The organism is Paenibacillus spongiae, assembly GCF_024734895.1.
In the GTDB taxonomy this organism is placed as follows: Bacteria; Bacillota; Bacilli; order Paenibacillales; family Paenibacillaceae; genus Paenibacillus_Z; species Paenibacillus_Z spongiae.
In genome coordinates, this window is the sequence record NZ_CP091430.1 from 4,691,016 (window position 1) to 4,716,614 (window position 25,599).

Consider the following 25,599-nt stretch of genomic DNA (forward strand, 5'->3'; position numbering starts at 1 on the left):
TGAAAGGCAGGGCATACGTCGTATGAAAAGAACCGGTAAAGTTTTGCAAGTCGCCTTCACTTATATGGGAACGATTGTAGGGGCCGGCTTCGCAACAGGCCAGGAAATTGTGCAATTCTTCACCAGATTCGGATATTGGGGCGCACTGACGATCCTGCTGTCAACCGCCATGTTCATCTGGCTGGGTGCAAAGATGATGCTTATCGCAAGCGAGGTTTCGGCCAAATCGTATGAAGCTGTCAATAAAGTGCTGTTCGGCGAACGGTTCGGCAGCTGGGTCAGCCACTTCATGCTGATTGTCCTGCTCGGCGTCAACGCTGTCATGCTTGCCGGCGCAGGCTCTATATTTAACGAGCATTGGAATTTCTCGTATCAATCCGGACTTCTTATCACGCTGTTCGGCTGTTTTTTCCTTCTGCGCAAAGGAATGAAAGCCATCCTGACGCTCAACAGCATCGTCGTTCCCATCATGCTGCTGTTCACCGTGCTGATCATCATCGATACGATTCAGACGCCTGGCTCCGACCGTTGGATGATCCTTACAAGCGATCATTCACCTTGGGCCGCATGGGCTTCGCCTTTCTTATATGCCGCTTTCAATCTGTCCATGTCGCAAGCCGTGCTCGTCCCTCTGGGCGCGGAGATCAAGGACCGCAAAACGATTGTCTACGGCGCTTGGCTCGGCGGTTTCGGCATCGGTTTTATGCTGTTGACCGGACATATCGCCTTATCGGTGTACATGCCCGGCATACAGCAGTTCGCGATTCCGATGGGCGGCATCGCCCGCGAGCTCGGACAAGGCGTTCAGTGGATTTATATCTTCCTTATTTTCGCCGAGATCTTCACGACCTTGGTTGCGGATATTTACGGTTTGACGCTTCAGCTTCAAGAGCGGTTGAAGGTTTCCCGCGTCCTGCTCACCGTTACCGTCCTGTTCATTTGCTATTTGGCAAGTCAAATCGGCTTCGGCCCGCTGCTGTCCACCCTCTATCCGTTATTCGGCCTGATCAGCCTCGGATGGCTCATTCTCCTTATTCGAATACGTTCGCCGCAGGGCAATTAACGGTCCTTCTTCCTGCGGTCAGGAGGTCAGTTCCACAAGCTTGGCGCCCGGCAGCCTGCTCATGCATAAATCGCGCACATGATCGTGACAGGTCAGCAGCACAAGCTGTCTGCGGCCGGAAATCTCGCGCAGCAGCTCGATTGCAGCCTCCAGACGCGAGGCGTCGAAGTTCACGAAGAGATCGTCCAGGATCATCGGCAGCTCCACGGACGCAGCCGCTTCATCCGCCAAGGCAAAGCGCATGGAAAGGTACAGCTGCTCCGCCGTCCCCCGGCTCAAATGCATACTGTCCACAATGCGGTTATCCGCCGTCTCCACACGGATCGTCTCCATCCCTTCGGGAACGGCGATCCTTTTATATTTTCCGTTAGACAACATCGCCATAAAGCGGGATGCATCGCGAAGCACGGCAGGCTGCCGCTGCTCCTCCATGACGCGTTTGGTCCGGTTGATCATCGTTAATCCAAGTGAAAGCACCGCATACCGCGAGACCAGCTCCTCCAGCGCAGCCGCGGCCGACTCGCGTTCCTCCGTGAGCTTCTGCCGGACGGTCTCATGCATCAGCTGATCCAGCGCCTGACGGTGCCGCCCAAGCTTCTCCAGCCGTTCCCGGCCGGCTTGCTCTTCAATCCGCAGCATATTCTCGGCTTCCGACTTTCGGTCCTGCAATTGCTGCAAGCTCTCTTCGGTGTACCATTGTGTCAGCTGCTCCAATTGATCCGGCCGCATCCCCGCTCCCAGCTCGGCCTGCAGCTTGTACAGCTCGCTCTCGACCTCCGACAAGCGCTCGGAGCTCGCAAGCGCAGCCAGAAATTCAGGCTCGCTTGCCGCATCCGCAGCTTCGAACCATTCGCTGCGCTGCACGGTTAATCGGGCTATCTCCGGCTGCAGCTCATTAATTCGCTGCTCTTGCTCCGCGAGCCTCGCGTCAAGCAGTGCCGTCTCATCCCGAACTGCAGCCTGTTTCGTCGCTTCAGCATGCAGCAGCCTCAGCGTTAACACGGCATCCCCCGGTTTGCCAGGACCCATGCCGGGATATTCGTCAGCGATAGCCGCAACCGCTGCATGAAACTCCGCCAACCGGGCATCCATAACAGCCGCTTTCGCGGCGATACGCTCGCAAGCCTGCTGCCGGTGAAGCGCCTGCTCCGCGAGGTCCACGGTTTCCAGCGCGGCCTCAGGCGACAGCGATTCCGGCAATCCCTGCTGCAGCAGCCACTCGCGCCAGCTCTGAGCCATTTCGGCTTCCCGCTGCACAATGCCGGCCAGCTCGTCCTCTGCCCCTTCCCCCTGCTTCTGCAGCCGGTTCAACCGGCTCTGAAGCTCCTGCCTGCGTTCGCGGCTTCGTTCATCGCTTCGAAGCGCCTCGAGGCGCTCTTCGACCGAAGCCAGCAGTTCTTCGCGCAAGGAACGGCCGCCCGGCGCTTCTGAAGCGGCGGCCGTTTCGCTGTATGCGAGCCCCCTGCTTCGTAAGGGCTTCGCACCGCGCGAACGCGCGCCGCGGCTGCCCGCTGCTCGCAGCTCCGCATGCATCTGCGCAGCAGACAAGGCGCCGAGCGCGGCCTCCGGCTCGCGCACGAGCGCCCGCAGCGCCGCCGCGACGCGGCGTTCCGCGGCGGCCGCCTGGGCCGGCGCCGATGCGCCGCCGGCCCGCGGCTGCGGCGCGGCGCTGGCGCGCGCGCGCGTGCGGGCAAGCGCGGCGCTCAGCGCCAGCGCCGCGCTTGCCGCGATCGCAGCGATGGCGGCCGTGTGCCACCCGGCGGCCGTCATCGCTGCAGCGGCGGCTGCGAGCGTGCCGGCGGCCGCCCAGAGCGCGGCTCCGCCGCGCACGGCTTCCGCGCCGGCAGGCGATGCCGGCGCAGGCGATGCCGCTGCTGCGCTCATCTGCTCGAGCTCCCATTCGCGCCACGCATCGTCGAAAGCCCGCGCAGCATGACGCAGCGCTTCATAGGATGCGGGCAGCAGCTCGAAGCGCGCACTCATGCCAGCATTCACCTGGCGGAACCCTTCCCCGAATGCCGCTCCGATATGCGCGGGCTCCGCTGTCCAAGCCGATTCGAGCGGATGATTCAGCTCCGCCAGCTCGCCGGTCAGTGCATGCTGCTGCGTCCTTATGCTGCGCAGCTCCGCCTCTGCAAGACTGCGCGATTTCAACATCTCGGACATGTCCGCTCGCGAACGCCGGATCCATTCACGCTCCGCGACGTCCACGCGAAACGTACGCAGCCGCTGCTCTGTCCAATTCGGCGCAATACGCTGCAGCAGCCGCTCGATCGTTTCTTTGTGCTCGCGCAGCTCGGCATCGATTTCAACGCGGTCCCGCACAGCTGCCTCCATCGTTTCCGACGACAGCAGCAGCGCTTGAATTTCATCCCATCGGGCAGCAAGGGATTGATCTTGATCCAGTAAGCGCAGACGCTCGCCTGTACGAGCTTCCGCCTCGCGCAGCCGATCCAGTTCGGACTGCAAACGATCGAGCTCTGTTCGGAGCCCTTCCCAGCGGCTGCGCGCATCCGCAGGAAGATGGCCGGTCCGCTCCAGTACGTCCCTCTCCCGTTGCAGAGCAAGCCGCCGCACCCAGAGAGGGTGCAGGCTGCACGCCCTGGCAAGCAGAATCGCCTGCTCCCGCAAGCCCGGCAATCGAGATTCGGATTCCTCACATTCGGCTTCAGCGGCTTCAATGGCGGCAGTTAACGATTGATAAGCTTCAATGCCGTCCTCCATCTTGCGGATATCCGCCTCTACGGTATCAAGCTTTTTAATATGACGGTTGATGGCCTGCGTGCTTCCTCTTGGACGAAACAGCCCGTCCAGCTGCGCGTTCAGCTTCTTTTCCACCTGCGCCACAGAAGCGCCACCGCTCCATCCCGCATGATAAAGCTGCTTGCCCAGCTCATCGCCTTCCAGCATGCCGATCGCTTGGAGCTCGGTAAGCGTAATCGCGAACAATTGGCGATAGACCCGCTCATTGACCCCGCCTAGAAATAACCGTTCCCAGACCTCTTGCGTATACGTTTGAACAGAGAGGTCGTCCTTTGCCGAAGGTAGGTTCCTGTCCGATTGCTCACCTGCCTCAATGATTTGAAGATTTTCCTCGTGAGAGGCTGCTGCGGGATCGAATCCCAGCATTCGGACGGATACCCTGCCTGAAGAAACCGCATAACGTTCCGCCGAATAAAGCCGGCCCGCATGATCGCGGAATAACAGCCGGCCCCCATGCTTCCCGCCGCTTGACGGCTCCTGCCGCTCGACCCGGTTCGCTTTCGTTGCGAACCCGTACAGCATGGTCCGGATAAAGCCGAGCGTGGTGCTCTTTCCTGCCTCATTGGGCCCGTATATAACCGTAATCGGTGCGTCCATATCCACGAAAAAATCATTCAGCTTGCCGAATCCGTCCACATGAAGTCCGACCCATCTCATTGCCTGGCCTCCTCGCCGCTTGTTTCGGGCATGCCCGCTGCCGCCGATTCCGCTTCATCCGTGAGCAGCCCCAGCGTCAATTCCCGGGCTTGCAGGATCCACTCCTGCTTCTGCCGCTCAGAGACCGACCGGATCAGCTTGCGCAAGCGGGGGTTGGCCAATAGAGGTGCCAGCGCTTCCTCTTCCAAAGCCAATCCGCTTCCATCCTTCCAACCGGAAGCGCACTGCCGATATAATTCGCCCGCAAAGCTGTCCTCGGCTGAAAGCAGCTCCGGATCTAGCTCCGCGCCGGTCCGCGTTTCAAGACCGATCAGCCATATCCACTCGGCGGCCGATTCATGGGCACCGTACTCATCAAGGTCAAACCGGCTTCGGAGCTCTTCCAGAAGCTCCTGAATGAAGCTGCTCTCGCTAACCTTGCGGTGCATCGGTCCCCTGCCGGTCAATACCAGCTTCAGCATGAGAGGACGTCCCCCACAGTCGGCGGCCATCGTAACGATCGCATTTTCCATGGCTTCGAGAAGCGACTGCTCCGTGGTCAGATCAGCGATATCCGTTATTACCGTCTCCCAGCGGACGGCATCCAGCTCGATGAACGTCAGCTCCGTTTCTTTCGCCGCCGATACGTCAACGAGGTAACATCCCTTTGCTCCCTGTTCCCGTGTATGCCTGCCTTGCGTGTTGCCGGGGTAAACAACATGCGGATATGTATGTAAGACGGCGCGCTGGTGAACATGACCCAGTGCCCAGTAATCGAATTCCGAGGCAGCCAGCTCATATAATGAGCAAGGTGCATAGGGATCATGGGAAGCATCCCCGTCTACATTGCCATGGAGCAGCGCGATCTGGTACGGCATATCCGGCAGCGCTTTATACCGTGCAGCCAGATTATCCGTAACGGCACGGGTTCCATAAGATATGCCGTGAATGTAAGCGATAAGCTCGCCGTTCTTGTTGAAGGCAGGCTTATGGTCCACCTTGTCCGCACCGAACACGGTCACGGACTCCGGCCAGTCCAGAGACGCGCGGGCTCCCGACAGATGATCATGATTACCATGAATGACAAATAGCTGCACGCTCTTAGCGCACAGCCTTTCCCATTCCCGTTTGAGCGCGAGCTGCGCCCGCAGCGACCGGTCCGCTGCATCGTATAAGTCCCCGGAAATCACGACAAATTCAACCTCATGCTCAATCGCCGAATCGACCAAATGCCGGACAGCCGCAAACGTAGATTCCGCCAATGCTTCGCGTATGCGCTCCGGCGCTACCGCTAAGCCGCGGAACGGACTGTCAACATGCAGATCGGCGGCATGAATGAAGCGGAACGCGGCACTCATTAATGATCCTCCTATATATGATATACGGCTTCGCCGCTAAAGTCTGATGCTTATGTTAGGCCGGTTACGGCGCCAATTCCTGGTACACCTGCTTCAGCTGAGCGATAACGCGCGTCAGTGAATATTCCTTCTTCGCCTTGCTCCAGGCATGCCGGGCCATATTGTAGCGGAAGGATGGATCGGTCACGACTTTTTCCAAAGCGTCGCACAGCGCAATCGGATCCTCGGGCGGCACGAGCAATCCGTTGACGCCGTCTTCGATCTGTTCAGCAATGCCGCCTACGTTTGTTCCGACCAGCGCTAGCCAGCACAATGCCGCCTCCGCAAAAACGGAACCGAATGCTTCCGCCCTGGAAGGGAGCACGAACACGTCGAAGAACGGCATGAACTCTTCCGGATGAAGCATATAACCGTAAAAAATAATATCGTCATACAAGTCCAGCTGCTGCGCAAGCTGCTCAAGCTCAAGTCTGATCGGTCCGTCGCCGATAATATGAAGGACGAACGGATGTCCCCGTCGCTTCAGCTCCGCGCATGCATGCAGCAGAATATCGAGCCCTTTGGCAGGTACGAGCCGGCAGACGGTGATGAGCTGAACGACCTCGTTCTCGTGCGAAATGGGCTTGAAGCGTTTCTCGTTGAATCCGTTCGGGATGACGCCGATCGCTTCCGGATTGTTGACGTATGGCGCCATGTAATTTTTGAAGGATTCGGATACGGTCAGGATTCGGTCGGCCTTCGCTTCGAGCTCGCCATACAGCGAGGTAAGAAAACGGTGCTCGATGCCGCCCTCTTCTATTTTTCCGTTCAGAATCAATTCCCTTTCGTAGCTGGAGTGGATCGTCATGACGAGCGGCGTATCCGGAAATAATCGTTTCATGACCAGCGCTGCGATCGGATGATGGGCATGAATCAGATCGAATGACTTGTTCATCCGAAGCTTGGTCCACCATACGTAGTCGCGGATGGTTTGCATATATTTATCGACAATCGCATTTCCTTCGAACGGCTGTACGTCGAATGTTTCAAATTCAAATTTTTCCTGACCCTTGCCTCTTACCCGCTTCGGCAGCGAGAACAGCTCCATGGGCCAGCCGAGCTTATTGAACCTTTCCTGGATATAGGGAACCATCGAGGATACCCCTCCCGGCTGCTCAGGGGGGAAAAACAATGCTTGCAAGATGTTCATATCTGTGTCCTCCTAAGCGTTTTCGTGAGAAAACGCACTTCGTAAGCATGGGCTAAGCGTTTTCGCGAGAAAACGCACTTCGTAAGCATGGGCTAAGCGTTTTCGCGAGAAAACGCACTTCGTAAGCATGGGCTAAGCGTTTTCGTGAGAAAACGCACTTCGTAAGCATGGGCTAAGCGTTTACGGCAGACAATGCTCTATATATCTTAAGGTGTGAATCTACTAAAAAATGTACCTGAGCTCGACGTAAGAAGATTTGCAATCAAGATTATTCGCGACATCCAGCACAAATTTTACTGATAATTGCGCATTCCCCGCTCGCACTAATCTGCATCTATATAATACGAAAGCAGCTGCTCTTATACGGCTCCTGTTTCCCTAGCATCGCTTGTATCCGAGTCTTCCCGGCCCGACTCAAACATGATATACTAGAACATATGTTTCTGTAAAGGAATGCCGTCCTGACCAGACGAATTTTGACATGGGTGGTTTCGAACGATGATGATTTTGCAAGGACTCGCCGGCCCGACCGGACAAACTTTCGCTTCCGCTTGTGTGCTCACCATTCTTGTATTGATGCTATTTATGGCCAACCGATTATATAAGAGCTATCGACGAAACCGGATCTATCTGCTGCTCATGTTCATTCTGCCGATTATTATGGTGCAGCAAGGTATTGTTATCGCGCTCGGTTCTCCAAGCTTATATCAGTACCCTTATCTTCATTTGCTCTCGTCGCTGCTGGGCCTGCTTTCATTTATCATTATAAACTTTGTTTTTATGAAATTATATACGCAGCCTTCTTCCAGATTGAAGGGCTTTCCGTTCCTGTTCATGTCACTCGGCGCTATCATCATTGCCGGTATCCAAGTCGCGCTAGCTCCCGAGCTGTTGAACATGCCTGTAGGAGAAGAGAGCTTCTCGATGCTGGCGCTGGATTTTTACGGTCTTGTCATCAACTTTGCCATTTTTCTCAATCTTAGGGGAATGGAACAGCGCTTTCACTATTCCGCGAGCCTGATCATCTTTTTTGTCTATCAATTGGCCAACGTTGCCGATGTTTATGTGTTTCATGGCGGCGTTCCGATGCTTGCCGTTCTGACTCATTTGCTTCCGGTCATTTATTATACGCTCATGTTCCTGCTCTTGTTCGAATGGGTAATCGAACGGCTGCTTATGACCTTTCAGTCGTCCATCACCGACGGGCTGACTAGTCTGTATAACCGCCGCCATTTCAACAAGAAAGCCGAACAGCTGCTGCAGGAATACAAACGGGTCGCCATCATTTTCTGCGATATCGATAATTTCAAGAAGCTCAACGACACCCACGGCCATCATAAGGCAGACGGCGTACTGAAGCAGGTAGCCGAGATTATCAAGGAAGAGACCGCAGGCATCGGCGCGGCGGGCCGTTACGGCGGCGAGGAACTGCTCGGTCTCGTAGCTGCCCCTGGGATCAAGCCCGAGACAGTCGCCGAGCAAATACGCAGCCGGGTCGAGCACGAAACGATGGTTACCGTAAGCGTCGGCGTAAGCATTACGCATGAAGGCAACTCAATCGAAGAAGTTGTAAGGCAGGCCGATGAAGCGATGTACCAGTCCAAGACATCCGGCAAGAATAAAGTCACGCTTCACCCTTCGCTTCAGCGCAGCCGCTCCCGGTCCGACAGCGGCGATAAAGCGAAGAAGAAAGCAAAAGTCAGCGGTTAATTGCCTATACACTTAATAAATATCAGGTCTTCCCATACGCTTGTTACATAACCTGTGAATCATTCATACAGCCAGAATGGCCTTACAGTTCGGTACGTCTCCATCACCGTACCCCTCTGTGAGGCCTTTCTCTATTCACAGCCTCATTCCAACACGGGAGCAGGTATCGATGCCAAACAGTCCAGGTGGAAGCCCGCTCGACGGTCCAATCGGTTGGTTATTAGAATCCTACTAGCGCAATTGATTCTCTAACGACTTCGACTTGGGGTCACTCTAAAGGCCGCGTACTGTTAGCCATTCCGACTGTACTAACAAAAATATTTTTTTAATTCTATATTTTTAGAGGAATATTCCATGTGTTATCGAATAGGTATGTCAAGGCGCATCCCGCTATGTCATTGGATGTCCTTTAATTGCTGTAACCACCCTTTCAGGAAGATCAAGCATGGCATATTCATTACTAGTAATAGGACTGGAGGCTTGACGATGGCACGCGAAATGACAGGAGATCTTATTATTATTGGAGGCGGCACCGGGGGCTGCGCCGCAGCGTTGTCTGCGGCCAAGATGGGCTTACGGGTCATTCTAACGGAAGAGACCGCATGGATTGGAGGTCAATTGACGAGCCAAGCCGTTCCTCCCGATGAACACCGTTGGATCGAATTTTTCGGCTGCACGCGCAGCTACCGGCAGTTCAGGAACCGCGTGCGGGAATATTACCGCCGGCAGTTTCCGATGACGCCGGAAGCATTCGCGAATGAACGGTTAAACCCCGGTAATGGCAATGTCAGCCGATTGTGCTTCGATCCGCGTGTCGGGTTGTCCGTCCTGGAGGAGCTGCTTGCCCCGTATGTACATAGCGGTAAAATTACGATTCTTGCGCATCATCGCATCGATTCCGCTGAGACAGGCGGTGATAAAGTAACGTCGGTAAAGGTCAGCTCCACGCTGAGCGGCGAATCGTTGATTCTCTCTGCGCCTTATTTCATTGATGCCACCGAATGCGGCGATGTCCTGCCTCTTGCAGGAATCGAATATGTAACCGGCGCAGAATCCATCAAGCAAACCGGTGAGCCGCATGCGCTCGAAGGCGAACCGCAGCCTCAACATATGCAGGCATTCACGTACTGCTATGCCGTCGACTACGCCGAAGGTGAGGATCATACGATTGATAAGCCGCGCGATTATGATTTCTGGCGTTCCTATCAAGCGGACTTTTGGCCGGATAAGCATCTGAGCTGGACCTATCCGAACCCGATCACGCTGAAGCCGACGGAAGTGTCGCTGTTTCCTAATGCCAAGGGGCAGTACCCGTTCTTCCATTATCGCCGCATTCTGGACAGGACCAACTTCGCGCCGGGGACATTCCATGCCGATATTTCCATTATCAACTGGCCTCAAAACGATTATTGGCTGGGCTCTATCATCGACGTCTCCGAGGACGAGCGGAATCGGCATCTCGATCAGGCCAAACAGCTCAGTCTGTCGCTGCTCTACTGGATGCAGAAGGAAGCTCCGCGTCCCGACGGAGGTGTCGGATACCCTGGATTGCGGCTCAGACGCGACGTTGTCGGAACGGAGGACGGGCTGGCAATGGCGCCCTACATTCGCGAATCCCGCCGTATTAAGGCCGAATTCACGGTTCTGGAGCAGCATATCGGCACTGACGCGCGAGGCGATCGGGGTGCGGAGCAATTTGCCGATTCCGTTGGAGTCGGTGCCTATCGGATCGATCTCCATCCCGATACAGGCAACCGCAACTTTCTCGATATCTCCAGTCTGCCGTTCCAGATCCCTCTCGGCAGCCTGATCCCGGTACGGACGGATAACCTGCTTCCTGCCTGCAAGAACCTTGGCGTCACCCATATTACGAATGGATGCTATCGCCTGCATCCCGTGGAATGGAATATTGGCGAGGCTGCGGGCTACTTAGCCGCGTACAGTCTTCGTAAGGGGACCATCCCCCGGCATGTCCGTAACAATCCCGAACTTCTCAAAGATTTTCAAGCGCTTCTGGAACGTGAAGGCATCGAGCTCGCTTGGCCTGTCATGACGCCTCTGTAAACGGCAATACATATAATCGTGCAACCCCAACATAATGAAACCGTTCATTGATAAATGGAGTGCAGCTCACCATTTACGAAAAGAACGGTTTCTTTATTTCTTGCTATGGATGAATTCAACATGCCAATGGACGTGGAGGGAAGCCTTCTAAGCCCCTCCTCGATCGCATTGTCAATGCGGCAGATCAAATGCTTCTGCGGCTTTCTAATCTATATTTCATTCTTCGGATTTGGTTTTGGATCCTGGTTTGGATCCATGTTTGCCTACGTCTTTTGCTAGAAATACGTCGACCATTTTACTTGCGATAGACAAATCATGAGCTAACCGCTTCTTCACTTCGTCATTAATCCCTTGCGTAGAAGATGCAATTAGGTTGTTCATTCGAGCGATATCTTTCTTCGTTTTCGCTGCTATTTTCCCGTCCATTAAGGTTTTCGACTTTTGCTGTTTAATTGCAGATTGCAAATCCTTACGCAGCTCTTTAGCATTCTTATCGCTGAGCCCGTTATAGGGTACGTAAATATCATTGATTTTACGTATCATATCCGTAAAGACTGCTGTAAGCGGTCTCGTGTATCGGTAGTCCGGTTTGATCGCTTCATTGCGGAACACGCTGGAGCGCAGCGCATTCTCGTATTTAAAATTAAATATCCCTTCATACTCGAATAATGCGGTTCCAATCGCACCGTTCGCGATCGTCTCCTTCACTTGGTCCAGCACAGCATTGGTTGGATTTCCTTGGAACGTATCGATGCCCGAGGAAACGAACGCATTCGACTTCGCAAGCTCAAGTGAATTCTTCAAATCGCCTACAACGACGGAGGAGCCCGATGCATAGGACATATGGAACAGCTCGTCGATCAAATTCTGATCCAGCCAATATTTCGTTTCCTGTGCATGAGACTTAGGCGCTTCATGGAAATTCGGCCAGATAGAAGCCGTAATTTGCAAATCAGGCTTGATAACATGGGCTTCTTCCACGACACGCTCCACCCAAGTATTAATGATATCCGCCCGGAACTGCAGCCATTGATTCCACAATTCCTCATTTGCTGCATCGCCCGGGTGCAGATTAATCGGATCGATAGCGGTGTTATACTTCTTCATAAATTCGCCGCGCGTGTACGTATCATACCCGAAATCATTGGAGTAATCGCCGGAACCCGGGTAGCGTGCATAGTCGAGATGAAGTGACGCGACATCGTATTTCGTAAGTAATTCCTCATACACATCGGAAACGAAATCACGGGTTTCCGGCAGAGCGGGATTCAGCCAATACCATGGTGTATTATTCGGTCCCGGCTCATAATCGGTGCCGTCTCTGGACGTTAATCGCCATTCCGGATGATTCATCACCGAGGGTCCGCCGGCAAAGAAATTTTCCACCCAGGCATGAATTTCAATACCGAGCTTCTTGCCCTCGTCAATATAGGCCTGCAATACGTCAAAGCCTTTGTATAGCGGGTTCAGCTCCGTTAACAATTTCCCTTCGCCATCTTTCATTACCGTTGGCCAGGTCGTATATCCGTCCCACCACGTTTCAAGATAGACGGCATTGACGTTGATGGCTTTCAAGTTATTTAATTTCTTCTTCACATCCTCGATATTGCTTTCCTTCGGACGAAGCCATACGCCGCGCGTTTCCACCTTGCCGGATTCGAAGCTCAAATAAAACGCGTCCGTCAATATGCGGTCGATCTCCTTCAACAGCTCCAGGATGCTGCCAATTCCTTCCGCTGCCAGCTTTGCTTCGGCTTCTTCATACAGCATCTTCCCCTGATCGATCTTCGCTTGAATCTCGTTGTACGGAACGTCTCTGAATTCTTTCTTCGACTGCTCCAACTGACTCTCGGCAGCCAAAATATTGATCTTCGCCTTATCCAGGTACGATTCGGGAGTAAAGATGATCAGCACTTGTTTCGTGATATCATCGACCCATACGCGGGCGCCAACAGGCGCATTGCTCGTTAACCACGCATTCTTCACGCCATGTCCGGATAAGACGAATCCTTCCTCGGGTATGAATGAATCGTTGCCGCTATTACTAATGACAAAGCCATTCTTGTCGACGACAACCTCGTTCCCCCAGCCGTTGGTGTTCGTTCGCTCACCATAACTCCGATCGTATACAATTAATTGATCCCCCAGCCGGTCGGCATTCCTCGCATCAAAGTCCGTCTTGGCGGCTTGATAAACCGGGCTATCCATATTCAATTCAACAGGGTCGTCAACTTTCATGATATCGACCAAATCATCGTAGCCTTGATTTCCCGATTGAATGGATAACACATAACCATTATCCGGAATCGGTGAATTGTTATCGACGAAATTCCCGTTCTCATCGGCATGAATTTTCACAATACGTGTCACCTTGCCATCTACCACTGTTAGCTCCATCCCCCACGGATTCTGAGTTGTCGTGTCCCCGTATTCTGGCGTAAACAGAATGACATCTGCCGCAAGGCGTTGTGTATTGGTCCCTGTAACTCCAACTACTATGTCGCTTACCTTAAAATATTTGTTCGGATACACTGGAATTTGAACCGATTCGGCTGTAACCGACTGTCCGAGCTGTACACCGTCAAGGAGAGTCTTAGAAGTGCCCGAGGCCGATATGACATAGCCATTCAGCGGGATGTTGGTTCCGCTGCTTCCGGTTTGCCTGTCGGCTCCTATGACGGCAATGACGCCATTGACAACGATGTATTCCGCGGTATTCTCCGCAAGATAAGGCTTGGTTGCGCTTCCATAATTGCGCGTATAGATAACTACTGAATTCTCGGTGCGCTCCTGATCCACCCTATCCACTTGTATGGGTTCGCGGCCTTCCACGATGATCCTGGGATCATCGGCAAGAGCAGCAAGCGGACTGGATTCATCTTCATTCTCGGGGATCCCCTGTGAAGGATCCTCGACCTTCTCGCTGTTTTCCGAAACGGGTTGATCTTGATTAGTCACCTCTTCCGGCCCGCCTGCCGGCGGCTCTTGTGTATGAATGAATGTCGGGTCTTCAATTTGAGGCTCCGCTGATACCGTTGCGGCGACAGCAGTGAAGATAAGGGCAATACATAGCATACATGATAGCAGTGATTTGGCGCGAATATTCAAATCCGTTCTACCTCCCTTAGACAGCTTATAATGTCATCATTCCACCCGTTTGCTGAATCATCTCGTTTCCTTTACTGCTCCTTTACTGCCTATTTGCTTATCGTCCCCCCCATCACCTCCTTAAAAAGAATTATTCACTTTCACATTCTATACTGACGGTTACTTTCACCATTACTCGATAAAAAAAAGGCACGAGATCTCTTATCCCATGCCTGCACACGAAGTCGAAATAGCTGTGTCATATTTCTTGAAACCGGTTGCAAATATATGTTTAAGCATAGTGCCAAATCTGTGCAGCTGCTCCGATGACACCGGCTTGAATGCCTACTGCGGCAGGAACGATCTGTACCGCTTTCCACATCGCCGGAGCCGTTCGAAGTGCCGTCTCGCTGCGAAGCGCGGTCAGCAGTGGCTCGCCAGCTTCCGATACGCCGCCTCCAATAATGACAGCCTGAGGATTGAATGTATGGATGAGACCGCTTGTGGCCGTCGACAATGCCGCGATTACGACATCCATAACTGCCGCGGCACTCGATTCTCCATCCAACCAACCCTTAATTACGGACCGCGAATCGGTCTGACCCTCATACAAGCCTGCAGCGGCACGTTCATCCGCTAACCGTACGATACCGGTACCGGAGGCATATAATTCCAGACAGCCTCTGTTGCCGCATGAACAGCGTGGTCCATTGAAATCGACGGATACATGTCCCAGCTCAGCCGCTCCTCCGAATGTCCCCCGAATCAGCTGCCCGTTCTCCACCACAGCGCCGCCAACTCCGGTCCCGAGCGACAAACAGACGAAGCTGTTCAAGCCTTGGGCGGCGCCGTAGCGCCGCTCCGCAATAGCCTGAACGTTCACATCATTATCGACGATGACCCGGAGTCCCGGAAACCGGGCCGATACCTCTTCCTTAATTCGCGTTCCCGTCCAGCCTGGCAGCGTATCGACGGCAAAGGCGACCCTTCCCGTGGCAAAATCAATCTGTCCGGCACTGCCGATTCCGATGCCGCGAAGCTTCTCGCGGTCCGTATATGCTGGAACTGCCAGGCACATCCGTTCAATTCCCTCTAATACTTGATTCAGAACGACAACGGCGCCCTTTCTCGACTCTGTCCGGACAATCTCCTGATGGTAGAGCTTGCCTTCATCGTCTACGAGTGCAAAATGAATTTTGGTTCCTCCAATATCCACTCCAACTGCCAGCTCGACAGACATCTGACGACCTCCTGTATGATTTTGAATAATGACCTTATTAGTACAGCTTATCGGCAACGGCATTCGCCGTTTTTCGGATTGAATCGTTCGTTTCATCCTTCTTGAGCGTCGTAATTAAAGTGGACATAATGTCCAGAACGTGAATTTGAGCCATCTTCGTCGATAATGCGCCGCCTTGGAATGGCATCTCGCGGGTTGGGATCAGCAGGACAATATCGGCATAATTCGTAATCGGCGACTTCGCATGGCTTGTCAGACAGATGACGCGCGCTCCGTTTTCCTTGGCCTGTTTTAACGGATCGACGAGATCCTTCGTGCTGCCAGAAGTGGAGATCCCGATCACGACATCGCCCTTCTCTACCATGGCAGCCGACATCGCGATGATATGCGAATCGCGCTGCGCCTCCACCTTCATCCCTAATCTCATCAATCGGTAATGCGTGTCGAGCGCGGTGATCCCGGACGATCCGACACCATAGATGTAGACTTTATTTGCCGCGATAATCGCTTCGACCGCTTTCGTCATCTGCTCAATATCTAACAAATCAAGCGTATTCTTCAGAATGTTCTCGTTGTTCATCGTTACTTTCCGGACAATATCCATCGCAGTGTCGGATTCGTCAATTTCACCATTGTTATAATTGGGGACATTGACCAGGTCTTGAGCGATGGACAGCTTGAACTCGTGGTAACCTCTGAAGCCCAGCGCACGGCAAAATCGGATGACCGACGTCTCGCCGACGCCCGCCGTCTCAGCCAAATCCGTGACGGTCGACAGTACCGCTTCTTCCGGATTGTTCTGTACGGCATCGGCCACCTTCTTCTCCGCTTTGGTCATCGAGGAATACACACTGGAAATCATGAGAAGCGTGTTAGATGAATTGTTTAATTTGCGTGTTTTTTTCATTTGTATTTCTCCCTTATTGTGTCCGCTGGGTTATTCTGGTTAATTAATGAAAGAATATACGAATGCCAATCGTTTTACAAGGGAACATCCCGTTAAATCTGCATCGTAATTTCTATTAAATCTGCATCTGTTTCGTAACGGACTGCCGGTTTTCTCCCTACCATACGAATCAATCGCGGAGAAGTGCCATTATTTTGCCGAGTAATTCGATGCATGCTCGTTTCTTCGATGGATTGCCTTCACGAACCGTTTCGTAATTTCTTGAGGTCTTGTAATGGCCGTACCGACGACGACAGCATGCGCGCCCGCCTCGAAGCACTGCAAGCATTCATCAACGGTCCAAATCCGGCCTTCGGCGAGGACAGGAGTCTTCTTCAAAGCCGCCAGCCTTTGCACAAGCCCAATGTCCGGGTCTTTGCTTTGCCTGCTGTAGGGGGTGTACCCCGACATTGTCGTGGACACGATGTCGACATTCATCTCCATCGCCTTTACGCCTTCTTCATAGGTGGATATATCTGCAACGACGATTGCTTTCGGATGCATATAACGAATGCGCTCCAGAAGCTGTCTAAACTGCAATCCGTCAGGTCTGGCTTGATTCGTGGCATCGACGGCGACAAACTCGGCGCCCGCCGACAATACGGCTCCGATCTCTTTCATCGTAGGCGTAATATATACATCGCTATTCGGATAAGTTTGTTTGTACAGGCCGATCACCGGCAGTGAGCAGCGCTTCTTGATCGCTTCGATATCTTGGGGCGTATTCGCGCGAATGGCAACTGCCCCTCCTTCTTCTGCGGCTACAGCCATTGCGCTCATGATGTCCGAACCAAACAGAGGTTCATCCTCCAAGGCTTGGCACGATACAACGCACCCGTTGCGCAGCTTTTCAATGAGTGCATCCTTCATCAGTTCCGCTCCTTTTGACTGGATAGAATATGGTTATTATTTAAAAGCTATCATACCATCGAACTATCCGAAATGGAAGATTTCTTTTTTTAATCTACCTATATCGGATTTATTCTCTTTTTCAAACGAGTGAAACATGGTATAATTCATTCAAACAATTATATGGTAATGGAGGAAATCGGATATGAATGCTCTCCTGTATCTACCGCTAGACGAGAGACCTTGCAATTACGAATATCCTATCGCATTAGCCCGCATTGGTGAATTGCCATTGTCTTCACCTCCGTATCATCTTCTTGGGAACAAGAAGACTCCTGCCGATCCCGCCGGCATCATGAATTGGCTGAAGGAATCTGCTGCGGATGCCGATGATTTGATCGTATCTATCGATATGCTCGTGTACGGAGGTATTGTCCCTTCGCGCTTGCATCATCATACGGAAGAAGAATGTCTTAGGCGGCTTAACGTTCTTAGAGAACTGAAGGCCAGCCGTCCCCAGCTGCGGATCTCGGCGTTCAATCTCATTATGCGCACCCCTTCGTATAACAGCGACGATGAGGAGCCTTCCTATTACGAACAGTACGGCGCAAGCATCTTTCGATATTCATGGCTGAGCGATAAGGGGACGCACGGCGATCTTGCCGCTGACGAGCAGCTGGAATGGAAGCGGTTGCAGGAAGAGATTCCTCAAGCGGTGCTTACCGAGCATTTGCTAAGACGCAGCGTGAACGCATTCATTAATGAAGCTTCCATCCGTTTGGTCCATGATGGCATAATCGATACGCTTATCATACCGCTTGATGACAATGCGGAGTATGGTTTTACCGCTTCCGAGCGGAACAAGCTCATCATTCTTGCCGATCAACTCAATCTATCGGATCGCATACATATTTACCCTGGAGCCGACGAGGTCGGCTGTACGTTAATCGCCCGTGTCTTCTGCGAGCGGCGGAATTACCGGCCCGAATTGTTTACACGATACTCTTCCACTCTTGGGCCGACGATCATTCCTTGTCTGGAAGACCGTACACTTGGCGAAAGCATTAAATCGCAGGTCATCGCAGCCGGGGGTCTGCTTGCGGACAATTCGCACGAAGCCGATTTTATCCTGATGGTTCACTCGCCGGCAGCCGGTCAAGACGCTGTCGCTAATGCTGCGGCACCGTTATCCACGCGCCATCGCTCTTATTTTTCCGAGGTGAACATTCGCGAGTTTACTGCTGCAATCGAGAATTATTTGGATCGTGGAAGAACGGTTGCGCTCGCGGACGTTGCCGCGCTGAACGGCAGCGATCATTCCCTGATGCAGCTGCTGTCCCGTTCCGGATTGTTAAGCCGTTTGCATGCCTATGCCGGATGGAACACATCGGGCAATACGCTTGGTACTGTAATTGCACACGGCATTATCGAGTCCTATTTCGTTCGTCCCCAAGCCAGTGAATCGAAGGTGAGAATGTCGAGCAGCCGCTCTTTCCTCATCCAGCGGCTTATTGAAGATTGGGGTTACCAGGCCATCGTCCGATCCTGCGTCTTGAATGAACATCTTCCGGCGCTGGGCGGCAATTATTTCAGCGTATCGGAATGCTATGATGCCATTACCCAGATCGTAGGGGATCAGCTGAAGAATTTCGCTCACACCTATCTTCAAGATCTGCAGCCTGAACGATTTGAGATCGTTGACGTACGCATGCCATGGAAGCGGATGTTCGAGGTCGGTTTCCAAATCAGCATGAACGACACACCTGTCGAGAGCAGCCGCGCGTAGCGTGATCACGAGAAAAAAGCGGTGGTGCAAGGATGATCCCTGCACCACCTTCCTTTTGCCTTCCAAGCCCTCTTTAACCCTCTTCAGTTGTCGTTTCTACTTCCCTTCGAAACGATAATTGAACCGGTCGTTCGGCGCGCTGTCCCCATTTACGGTAAACTCGGTTATTTCATTTTCTTGCTGCATATTATCCGCCCATTTGAAATCCAGCTGAACGCTATCCTTCTTGTTCAATTCAAGATAACTTCTAGGAACTTCAATTTCCATCTCGCTGCCGCTGACCCGGTACTCGACCTGGCCGATATCCTGCCAGTCCGTACCGTTCACGCTGGCCTGCAACAGCGACTTCTGGCTGCTTGCGACCGACTTGTTTACCCGGAAGTCATAACCCTCCCAACCGGTAGCATGATTCTGATCGGCATCGATAAATAAGTGCATCCAGTTCGGATCGGTATATGGCGTCATCGCTTCACTGGTTCTTACGTAGAAGTACACATAGTGATTGTCAAAAGCGACTTTAGCGCTAATGATATCGTTGCGTCCGGTGTCGTTGACATATTGCCCCGAAGTTCCGACTCCCGGATGATTCCGGCGCGCTTCATCACCAATATTATCGCGATACTCTGGACTCACTTTGTCCCAGTCTTTAAACTTGCCGTCGATCTTGACGTTATTTTTCTTCTGGGCGGCCGGCAGAGCGTCAGTTCCTTTATATTTACGGATATAGTCAACCAGTTGATAATAATAATTATCGCCGTGTCCGCCTTTCATCGGTTCAATATCGCGGCTGAACTCCTGATTGAATTGATCGACGAACATAACCGGATTCTGCGCACCGTTAAAATGCGAGAACCGCTGCGCAATCCATTCGTTCCACCCGGTCACGAAGACGAATTCGGGATCGGCCGCCAGCGCGTTCTCCCATTGCTCCGCAAAGTTCAGCCCTTGTTCGGACGGGTAGGGCTGCCCGGATTGTGCTCCATTATGGAAGCTTCTTCCCATCGCTCCCGGCTCGCTCATCGCGCCGAGCCTCCAGCCTCCGCTGCCGTTTGGAACGGCATTCTGTCCAACGCCGACTGTCATTTGCTCCTGATTGCCTTCCGCATCATAGAACACGTGCTGAGGAGATACTTCGAGCCAGCCCCATTGATTCGGCCCGCTCGGACCGTCGAAGTAAGAAGGCATCGGCTTCCGGAACGTAAAGAAATCCCGCAAGTCGGCACGAACCGTATTCGGATCCGCCATAATCAATGGCTTGCCGTCCCAACGGAACCATAGATCCGAATAGAGTCCCGGTCCATATAAATCATTCCACAATGACTCCGTTACCTTAGATGCATCCCCGAACGGAGCGAGGAAAGCAACCTGCGGCGTCCGGCCCCCTTCATTCCTGACTTCGGTGAAGACGCGAAGCAAGGCCATGAAGTTATCCGTATAGGTATAGCTGTTCGTTGTATCGAATATTAACGTATCGACGCCGGCATCCGACAGCATCTGGGCATGCTTGCGCAGAACGTATTCATCATCCGGCTTATAATAGCCGAATAACGATTCCCCCCAATAATGGAACCGGCCTTCCGGCCCCCATAGCGGACTATTCGCATTCTGCAGCGCATCGGGATCCTTATCCAATATTTTGGTGATATCGTAGGGGCCGTCATTGCTGTGATAGCCCATCCACAGGAAATAGAACATCCCGACAAATTTGTCTTTGTCAGGCGGCCCGACAGCCGCGTTCGTGGATACCGTCCGGCCGAGCTGATCCGTCGCAACCCACGTGCCGCTCTGCGTATCCCACTGCTGCCAGTCCCGGGCGGCTCCGTATCCGATAGCCAAATCCGTCTCCGGAGACGCAATCCCGTTCAGATAGGCAATCCCTTCATCATAGGGTGCCGAGCCAAGACCCAGTTGGAACGCTACGCTTCCATTGTTGATGATTTCCACGTAATAATTGCCCTGAGGCATGTTCCCTACCTTGATCCGGCCATATCCGGGATCATCGAATTCCACCCTGGACTCCACCAGCAATCTTCCATCCTGATTCTCCTGATGCAGCTGCACCGCCAAGTTCCCATTCTGGCTGGAAGGCGGCAGCTTCAGCAGAACCTCATTAAAAGTCCGCTCTGCATGAAACGTCTGTCCTGCCGAAGCCTGGACAGGGTAGACCAACGACAGCACACGCTCGGTGTCGAGCAGCAATTGTCCATCTTTGTATGCCGCCCCCATCATGTAACTGACCGGCTGGTTTAACCATCCAATAGGCCCGCTAGGCAAACTGATCTCCGCGTAATATCGGCCAGGCTCCTGATTGGGGAATGCAATCGTATTGATTCCGTCCTCCGAGTTCGTTACCTGTGCGGTGTACATCTCGGTTCCGCTTGGTCCGTCTTTATACAACGTCATCTTGAACGTGACAGCGCCGCTCTCACTTGACGGTGTTTCGATCGTTATGCCGTTAAAGGGCTCCAGTGCCATGAAATCCTGACCAAGGGTGCCGCCTTGCTCGAGAGGATCAAGGACACTTCCGCTGTCCTTGGGTATAATCGGATTCTCGATCGGAACCGATCCGCTCTTAAGCTCGTAGGTTGCTCCGGCATTGCCAGCCAGCATGCGAATGTAATCGAAGGCATGATTATTGTTGGCGTTCGGTGAGCTCGCGTAGCTGGTGCCGAATACGGAGAGCATGGCAAGCAGCAAGATAATGAGCATAACCGGGATCCATTTTCGAAATGGCATTTTGACGGACGATAGCAAATACGTCACCTCCATTTATTGTGCAGCTTCCCACCGAGCATGGAACGTAAAGCCGAAATGCTTATTCAACATAACGAATGATCGTCTCACGGTCGCTCCCCATTACCGGTTTGCCGTTCGCGTAAGCCGCCCCCCGATTGTACACATCTTCTCTCGTCCACCATCCGATCGACCCTACCGGCTTGCTGATTTCGGCATAATACCGGCCTACACCCTGTTCGCCAACTGCAATAATCGAGCGATTGTCCTGAGCATTGCGAATATCTTCCTGATAGACGATCTCTCCGCTCGGCCCATGCTTGCGCAGGATGAACGTATACCCGGAAGTAGTCGTGCTCCAGGTCGGCAGCGGTAACACTAACGTATTGAAGGTCTGCGGAGCGATGAACTCCTGTCCCAGCGATCCGTTCGGATCGGTGAGCTGATCCGGTTTATGATCCCCTGACTCCGCCACGATGATGATTTCAGTCGACGCCGCAAACACAACGCTGACCAAGCTTAGAGCAAGAAGCATAAGCCCAAACGCCAATGCCGTTCTCTTCACATTCCATCCCTCCAGACTAGCTAGAATCGAACTATGAACGCTTTCCTTCTGCTGTCTTCACGAACAATATCCCATCTTCCTCCTGCCTCTGCTGACATGACCTTCCGGCCGATCGCTCTTTCATCACCTCCTTCCATATGGCGGCTCTATGTCAATCCCTTGGGCGGATCGGTTCGACCTTGAATTTGCCTCCCGGCTGCTCCGGCCACTCGAGGCGGTACAATTCAATAAAGTGAAAATGATTAGTCTCATGCGCAATCGCCGTCATATACCATTGGCCGTCTTCATCCTGCAAAAACTCGCTTGCCTAAACGCCCGGCAGCAGCTGGAAGCCTTCGCGTTCGGCGATTTGCCGCAGTTGGCTGACGAGCTCCGCATCCATGGTTATCATCTCCTCGTTCGATACCTCTTGTTCTTTCGCATTCTTCGTGCTTAAATATAATAAAAACGTTTTAATAAAATTGTAAGCGCATTGATTCCGGAACACATCCCACAATATTGTCTAAAAACAGTACATTATTGCTTACCTGAGAACGGGGGGATAAGATGACCATCAGCATCCTTAGAGAAAGCCCGGACATCGAGGAACAATCGATACATATTGAAGCGTATGCCAGCTTGCTCGCCAAATCCATATTCTATTACGTCCATTCCGTCGGCCATTATCATGTCAAGCCTACCTTCTGCGTGGAGCAAGCGAATATAGACTCTTTCCTGCTCGCCTATACCGAATCAGGCGTCGGCTATTTGGATTATGCCGGGCATTCCTATACTCTCCGCGCCGGTGACGTATTCCTTATCGACTGCCGTCAGCCGCATACCTATCGAACCAACGAAACGAATTTGTGGAAGTTGATGTGGGTGCATTTCGAGGGTGGAAGCACCAGCGGCTATTACAAACAAATCAACAAACACACCGGACCCGTCATATCCTTGCAGCAGGATTCTTTCATCCCCGAAAATCTCCGTAAACTGATTACAGCCATCCAGAGTAACGATGCCCGGTCCCCTATTATCAGCTCCAAAATCATCGTCGATCTGTTAACCGATCTGCTGCTGCAGAGCAATTGTTTCGACTGGAGCTATCCGGAGCCCCCGCCAAGCATCGAGCGCATCGTCAAAAAAATGCAAACCCACTGCAAGGAAAAAATAACACTCGATCAATTGGCGGAGGAATTCTTCATCAGCAAATATCACCTTACCCGGGAGTTCAAGCGTTACACAGGCCATAGTCCCATCGAGTATCATATGAAACTTAAAATCGCGGCTGCCAAAGATTTGCTCCGCACCACTGCGCTCAGCATTGTTGAAATCGGTTCCGAAATCGGGTTCAGCAGCGTCAACCACTTTATCGGAAGATTCAAGAAGCATGAGGGGATGACGCCGCTCGCCTATCGCAAGCGTTCCCGCTGTGTAGACGACTGATTATCCGCAGAATCTCTTCTGCGAAGTTCGCGTCACGAAGAGGTTTTAGCTTTTCTTTAACCCTGCTTTCTTTCATCTATCAATTGTTATTGCTATAATAAGGAGACAACTTGATAGAATGGGAGAGTTTGACAATTGTGACTATTTTCCGTAAAGGAGCCATTGCCTGCTCCGCGCTTCTTCTGCTGCTCGGCAGCGTACCTGCTAACGCGACCTCAGCTTCCCCTGCCAAGACGACAATTATGCTAGATGATTACCCGCTGTCCTTTCCAATCGAACCGACCGTAATCAACGGAACGACAATGGTTCCGTTCCGGGTGATTTCCGAAGCGCTCCGCATTAACGTCGTGTGGAATGGCGCGGCTAAGACTATTACAGCGACCAAGGCCGTCGGCGGGCAGTCCAAGCAGGTTACCCTGAGGCTGAACGATAAGAAGGCATTCGTAGGCGGGCAATCCGCCCTTCTGAACGTTGCCCCTATTTCCAAAGGCGGTTATACGCTCGTTCCGCTCAACTTCTTCAGCTCGCAGTTCGGAGCGCAGGTTTCATGGGACGGCAAGACGCATACCGTCGATATCCGCTCGCCGCGCGAGGATATGTACACCGTCGGATTCTATGCAACCTCCTCCTTCAAGGAGATCCGGTATGTACCCGCTTTCGATTCGGTCGCATTCGGATGGACGCGGATTGATGACGAGGGCCGGATCACGCTGCAGGGAGAATCCTTCTTTTGGCCAAAGCCGGCCGGCGAGATAACGCCGGAGAAGATTGTCGATGATGTAACAGCCGATGGCAGCAGCCCGTTCTTAATGGTGTTTGGAACGGACGGGAAAGGCCAGTTAACGAAAATGCTGACCGATGAGGCGCTTCGCACTCAAGCCATTGACACGGTGATGAAGCTAGCCGCCGATAATGGATTCCAAGGCATTACCCTTGATTTCGAGGGGCTTGGCTGGTCCGGCGATATCGATCTAGCCAAGAAAACCACGACCGAATTCGTCCGTATGCTGAGCGAGCAAGCGAAGCCTGCCGGATTGAAGCTGTCGCTGGCGGTTCATCCGCTGAACGGCGCCTATCATGGCTATGATTACAAGGCATTGGCTAAATATGCTGACGAGTTGATCGTAATGGCCTACCCTTATGAAGGAGAGAAAGGCCCTGAACCGATGGACCGTGTCGATCAAGCGATTCGAATGGCGCTGAAAGAGGTTCCCAAAGAAAAGCTCGTTCTCGGCATCTCCTTCGGCAGCGAGAAGGCGGAATCCGTCAATGCCAAGATCGGCCTGGCCAAACGGTACAGCTTGAAAGGCATCGCAATCTGGCGTATCGGAATTATCGGGGAAGCGGCGATGAAGCAGATGGAACGCACGATTACGATGAACTCATAGTTATAAGATCATAAAGAAGGGCTGCAAGCATGGTCATCGAATGACTTTGCTAGCAGCCCCTTCTTGAATTATCCTGCCGGTACGGAACAGGTCTGATAGGTTTGCAGATCAGCGTCGAAGATCAGGCCGTTCAGCTGATAACCGAATGAACAGCCGCCGTCCACGCCAATCTTCCCGTCTCCGAACCAGATATCGGCCGTCCCTTGCATGTCCACCGTCTTGGTGTGGCCAAATACAACCGTCTTCTCCACAACGGTCGGCTGCTCCAGGAAGGGGCGCTTGATCGTCATGAATTCATGCTGAGGCTGACTCGTCCAGATCTTATAAGCGGGATTCAAACCGGCGTGTACATAAATATGCCGCTCGTCCTCGTAATAGTATGGCAGCCCTTCCAAGAAGGAGATATGCGACTCATACTGCCTTGCAATCCGATCAATTGCTTCGTCGGTCAACTGCTGGTCAACCGCTGCGCTCTCGTCCAATCCGAGGTAGCTTCTAGCCGTCGGACCTCCTCCATGCTCCAGAAACCTCTTCTTTATCGACCGATCCCGGGTTCGGATCAGGTCGACCAATCGTTGGTCGTGATTGCCGCGAAGAGCGATGGTCCCTTCGTCTTTAACCATTGCCATCAGCAATTCGATGACTTCTTTGCTGTTCGGCCCTCTATCCACATAATCCCCCAATACGATCAACTGATCGGTACGCGCATCATATTCCATGCTGCGGAGCAGCGCCTGGAAAGGATTCAGACATCCATGAATATCGCTTACAATTAAGGTGCGTTTCCTCTTCGGCAA

17 protein-coding genes are annotated in these 25,599 nt (G+C 52.8%); 7 read left to right on the forward strand and 10 right to left on the reverse strand.

The window, feature by feature from the left end; translation table 11 throughout:
- Nucleotides 1–22 precede the first annotated feature (22 nt).
- A complete protein-coding gene (locus tag L1F29_RS21260; protein ID WP_258384045.1) occupies nucleotides 23–1,063 on the forward strand; it encodes a YkvI family membrane protein in 1,041 nt (346 codons plus the stop codon).
- 18 nt (nucleotides 1,064–1,081) lie between these two features.
- On the opposite strand, the gene L1F29_RS21265 is transcribed toward L1F29_RS21260, so the two are convergent.
- The 3 genes from L1F29_RS21265 to L1F29_RS21275 all read right to left on the reverse strand — a co-directional run bounded on the left by L1F29_RS21265 (nucleotide 1,082) and on the right by L1F29_RS21275 (nucleotide 7,009).
- Nucleotides 1,082–4,483: an AAA family ATPase gene (locus L1F29_RS21265; protein WP_258384046.1), complete on the reverse strand. Its 3,402-nt coding sequence runs from the start codon at nucleotides 4,481–4,483 to the stop codon at nucleotides 1,082–1,084.
- Complete coding sequence (locus L1F29_RS21270; protein WP_258384047.1) at nucleotides 4,480–5,820, reverse strand: metallophosphoesterase family protein; 1,341 nt, start codon at nucleotides 5,818–5,820, stop codon at nucleotides 4,480–4,482. The genes L1F29_RS21265 and L1F29_RS21270 overlap by 4 nt, the downstream gene beginning before the upstream one ends.
- A gap of 64 nt (nucleotides 5,821–5,884) precedes the next feature.
- Nucleotides 5,885–7,009, reverse strand: coding sequence for a glycosyltransferase family 4 protein (locus tag L1F29_RS21275; protein ID WP_258384048.1), 1,125 nt, complete (start codon nucleotides 7,007–7,009; stop codon nucleotides 5,885–5,887).
- Between the two features lie 498 nt (nucleotides 7,010–7,507).
- On the opposite strand from L1F29_RS21275, the gene L1F29_RS21280 reads away from it, so the two are divergent.
- Both L1F29_RS21280 and L1F29_RS21285 read left to right on the forward strand, forming a co-directional pair.
- Nucleotides 7,508–8,719 (forward strand): GGDEF domain-containing protein, encoded by a 1,212-nt coding sequence (locus tag L1F29_RS21280; RefSeq protein WP_258384049.1) that lies wholly within the window; start codon nucleotides 7,508–7,510, stop codon nucleotides 8,717–8,719.
- Nucleotides 8,720–9,205: 486 nt separating this feature from the next.
- Entirely contained in the window at nucleotides 9,206–10,783 is a 1,578-nt protein-coding gene (locus L1F29_RS21285; RefSeq protein ID WP_258384050.1) for an FAD-dependent oxidoreductase, read from the forward strand.
- 216 nt (nucleotides 10,784–10,999) lie between these two features.
- Here the strand turns inward: L1F29_RS21285 and L1F29_RS21290 are convergent, their stop codons facing one another.
- From L1F29_RS21290 to L1F29_RS21305, 4 genes are all read right to left on the reverse strand, one after another.
- Complete coding sequence (locus L1F29_RS21290) at nucleotides 11,000–13,891, reverse strand: glycoside hydrolase family 10-like protein (RefSeq protein WP_258384051.1); 2,892 nt, start codon at nucleotides 13,889–13,891, stop codon at nucleotides 11,000–11,002.
- Nucleotides 13,892–14,162: 271 nt separating this feature from the next.
- Nucleotides 14,163–15,110, reverse strand: a complete 948-nt coding sequence (locus tag L1F29_RS21295; RefSeq protein ID WP_258384052.1) for an ROK family protein — start codon at nucleotides 15,108–15,110, stop codon at nucleotides 14,163–14,165.
- Between the two features lie 37 nt (nucleotides 15,111–15,147).
- Nucleotides 15,148–16,017: a MurR/RpiR family transcriptional regulator gene (locus L1F29_RS21300; RefSeq protein ID WP_258384053.1), complete on the reverse strand. Its 870-nt coding sequence runs from the start codon at nucleotides 16,015–16,017 to the stop codon at nucleotides 15,148–15,150.
- Between the two features lie 189 nt (nucleotides 16,018–16,206).
- Entirely contained in the window at nucleotides 16,207–16,926 is a 720-nt protein-coding gene (locus tag L1F29_RS21305; RefSeq protein WP_309252324.1) for an N-acetylmannosamine-6-phosphate 2-epimerase, read from the reverse strand.
- A gap of 184 nt (nucleotides 16,927–17,110) precedes the next feature.
- Between L1F29_RS21305 and L1F29_RS21310 the strand changes: the two genes are divergently transcribed.
- Nucleotides 17,111–18,691, forward strand: a complete 1,581-nt coding sequence (locus L1F29_RS21310) for a DUF4127 family protein (RefSeq protein WP_258384054.1) — start codon at nucleotides 17,111–17,113, stop codon at nucleotides 18,689–18,691.
- A gap of 96 nt (nucleotides 18,692–18,787) precedes the next feature.
- Here L1F29_RS21310 and L1F29_RS21315 read toward each other — a convergent pair whose 3' ends face one another.
- Together L1F29_RS21315 and L1F29_RS21320 are read right to left on the reverse strand one after the other, a co-directional pair.
- The gene (locus tag L1F29_RS21315) at nucleotides 18,788–21,460 is read right to left on the reverse strand and encodes a hypothetical protein (protein WP_258384055.1); all 2,673 of its coding nucleotides are present in this window, start codon (nucleotides 21,458–21,460) and stop codon (nucleotides 18,788–18,790) included.
- Between the two features lie 46 nt (nucleotides 21,461–21,506).
- On the reverse strand, nucleotides 21,507–21,989 hold the full coding sequence (locus L1F29_RS21320; RefSeq protein WP_258384056.1) for a hypothetical protein: 483 nt from the start codon (nucleotides 21,987–21,989) through the stop codon (nucleotides 21,507–21,509).
- A gap of 148 nt (nucleotides 21,990–22,137) precedes the next feature.
- Here L1F29_RS21320 and L1F29_RS21325 point away from each other — a divergent pair, with 148 nt between their 5' ends.
- From L1F29_RS21325 to L1F29_RS21335, 3 genes are all read left to right on the forward strand, one after another.
- Nucleotides 22,138–22,425, forward strand: a complete 288-nt coding sequence (locus tag L1F29_RS21325; RefSeq protein WP_258384057.1) for a hypothetical protein — start codon at nucleotides 22,138–22,140, stop codon at nucleotides 22,423–22,425.
- Between the two features lie 110 nt (nucleotides 22,426–22,535).
- On the forward strand, nucleotides 22,536–23,414 hold the full coding sequence (locus L1F29_RS21330) for an AraC family transcriptional regulator (RefSeq protein ID WP_258384058.1): 879 nt from the start codon (nucleotides 22,536–22,538) through the stop codon (nucleotides 23,412–23,414).
- Nucleotides 23,415–23,551: 137 nt separating this feature from the next.
- Nucleotides 23,552–24,802, forward strand: a complete 1,251-nt coding sequence (locus tag L1F29_RS21335; RefSeq protein ID WP_258384059.1) for a stalk domain-containing protein — start codon at nucleotides 23,552–23,554, stop codon at nucleotides 24,800–24,802.
- Nucleotides 24,803–24,870: 68 nt separating this feature from the next.
- Here the strand turns inward: L1F29_RS21335 and L1F29_RS21340 are convergent, their stop codons facing one another.
- Complete coding sequence (locus L1F29_RS21340; RefSeq protein WP_258384060.1) at nucleotides 24,871–25,599, reverse strand: metallophosphoesterase family protein; 729 nt, start codon at nucleotides 25,597–25,599, stop codon at nucleotides 24,871–24,873.